Annotated in this window: 1 protein-coding gene; it reads left to right on the top strand. The window is 49.2% G+C overall.

What is annotated here, in order from left to right:
* Positions 1–304, top strand: a 304-nt coding sequence (locus EZM41_RS00560) for an ABC transporter permease subunit (RefSeq protein WP_446697794.1), incomplete at its 5' end; no start/stop codon positions are given.
* Positions 305–382: the final 78 nt, after the last annotated feature.

The raw sequence follows: 382 nt of genomic DNA, 5'->3' as shown, positions 1-382 counted from the left end.
CCCGGTTGTACATTTTATCCTGTTTCACACCCACTGGGGACTAAAAATCCGCGCAACAGGCGAACATCCTAAGGCTGTGGATACTGTCGGGACTAGTGTTTACACAGTTCGCTACTGGTCTGTAATCATTAGCGGGTTACTGGCCGGGCTAGGCGGCGCTGCAGTTACCTTGACCGGAATAAACACCTTTTATGACAATATTACCGCTGGCCGGGGTTTTATAGCCTTTGCCGCTATTGTTTTTGGAAAGTGGAATCCGGTTGGAACCGCATTGGCGACTCTGTTATTCGGACTACAACTGTAATGCTCGACGTGTGTACGTCTTCAGTCTTTACATGGGTGCACATCAGAGAGGGCATCCCCGTTATGATAGCCAATACCT

Source organism: Acetomicrobium sp. S15 = DSM 107314 (assembly GCF_016125955.1).
GTDB lineage: Bacteria > Synergistota > Synergistia > Synergistales > Thermosynergistaceae > Thermosynergistes > Thermosynergistes pyruvativorans.
The sequence above is the reverse complement of the archived record's forward strand: the minus strand, read 5'-3'. Positions and strand labels throughout refer to the sequence as shown.